This is a genomic window from Romboutsia sp. (assembly GCF_035470145.1).
In the GTDB taxonomy this organism is placed as follows: domain Bacteria; phylum Bacillota; class Clostridia; order Peptostreptococcales; family Peptostreptococcaceae; genus Romboutsia_D.
Window position 1 is genome coordinate 1 of sequence record NZ_DATIRC010000316.1, and the last position, 1764, is coordinate 1764.

The 1764-nt window shown below is 26.6% G+C and carries 1 protein-coding gene and 1 pseudogene; both read left to right on the forward strand.

Translation table 11 applies throughout. The annotated features are described in order from the left end of the window. Positions 1-951, forward strand: a 951-nt coding sequence (locus VLM92_RS12855; RefSeq protein WP_325276734.1) for a BCCT family transporter, incomplete at its 5' end; no start/stop codon positions are given. A 247-nt stretch (positions 952-1198) separates the two neighbouring features. After that, a pseudogene (locus tag VLM92_RS12860) lies at positions 1199-1764 on the forward strand (hypothetical protein); the annotation flags it as partial.

Sequence of the window (1764 nt, forward strand, 5' to 3'; positions counted from 1 at the left end):
GGTATTGGTGCATCATTAGGATTAGCTGTACCAATGATATCTACTATAGCAAGTGAGGTATTAAATATACCAGATAGTTGGATATTAAAGCTTATAATTATATTTATATGGATATTACTATTTGGTATTAGTGTTTATAGAGGGTTAGATAAAGGTATAAAAATATTTAGCAATATCAATATAGTTTTAGCTATAGGATTTGCAATATTTGTTTTTTTCATAGGACCAAGCAGGTTTATTTTAAAAGTAGAAACAAATAGTATTGGTCTATATTTACAAAATGTAATAAGAATGAGTTTTTGGACTGATCCAATAGGCCAAGGTGGATTTGTTGAAAGATGGACAGCTTTTTACTGGGGATGGTGGTTGTCATATGCTCCTATGATGGGTTTATTTATAGCTAGAATATCAAAAGGTAGAACATTAAAACAAGTTTCAGTAGGGATGATTACGTGGGGGGCTTTAGGTAGCTGTTTCTTCTTTGCAATATTTGGTGGGTACTCATTATACCTTGAAAAAAATAATATATTAAATATTTCCCAAATACTAAATACATTAGGAAGTGAAATGGCGATTATTGAAATATTAAAAACAATGCCATTTCCTAATTTTATTACAATAGTGTATGGAATTATATGTTTTATATTTTTAGCAACAACAATAGATTCTTCAGCATATGTTTTAGCATCTATATGTACAAAACAATTAAAAGGTAATGAAGAACCTAAAAGATGGAATAGGTTATTGTGGGCATTTGTTTTTGGATTAGTAGCAGTATCATTAGTGTTATTAGGAGGATTAGAATCAGCTCAAGCTTCTGCAATAATAGGGGGAACTCCTATTATAATTATTTTTGTGATATTAGTTCTAAGCCTTAAGAAAATGATAAGAGAAGATTATCCTAATCTATTTAGAAAAGAAAATTATTCATTAGAAGAAAAAAATAAATAAATAAACTAGACTATTTATCTATTTAGAAATAAAGGGTCTATCAATTTGATTTAACAGACCCTTTATTTAAATTTTATAAAGTGCTATAAATGAAATTAAATCGTAGCACTTTATAAATTATATTCATTAATAAGCTAAAAATATAATTTATAAAGAATAAATAACTAATTATCGATTAAATTACATATTGCCTACTCTATTATGATATAATGATATAGTATGATAAGAAAGTGAAGGTGGGCTAGCTATGAAGGTAGTTAATAATGCTATATCATCAGACTATTTGAGATACAAGGTAGACGAAGATATTAGCATTTATGAAGGGCGATTTTGCATTTATTTAGATAAAAAATATAAATGTAGTGGAATAATATATTACAAAATGACACCTCCAGTATCTATAAATTTTAAAGCTCAAATATTATGTGTTGAAGATGAAGATATTGACTTAGAATTAGATTATGATAACGCTATACTTGAAATGTATGGTTATAAGCCTATATCTGTAACAATAAATACTATAAATGATTTTAATATAGAAGGATATACAAATGATAATTATATAAAATCTAAAAATTCTTATGTGGAATATATTGATTTTCATGTGATTAATTTGGACAAGTTTCCTGGAACTCTTATAAAACACGTGGATAAGTTGTTTGCAGGAAGAATACAATTTGATATAAATGATTTTACGATAACTATAGATAAAAGATACGACTACAGAAAAGAATTAAATGAAGAACTAAAATCAAAATCGGGTACTATAATAACCCATATTGGAAGAATAAAAAGAAAAGATGGCAAGCTATT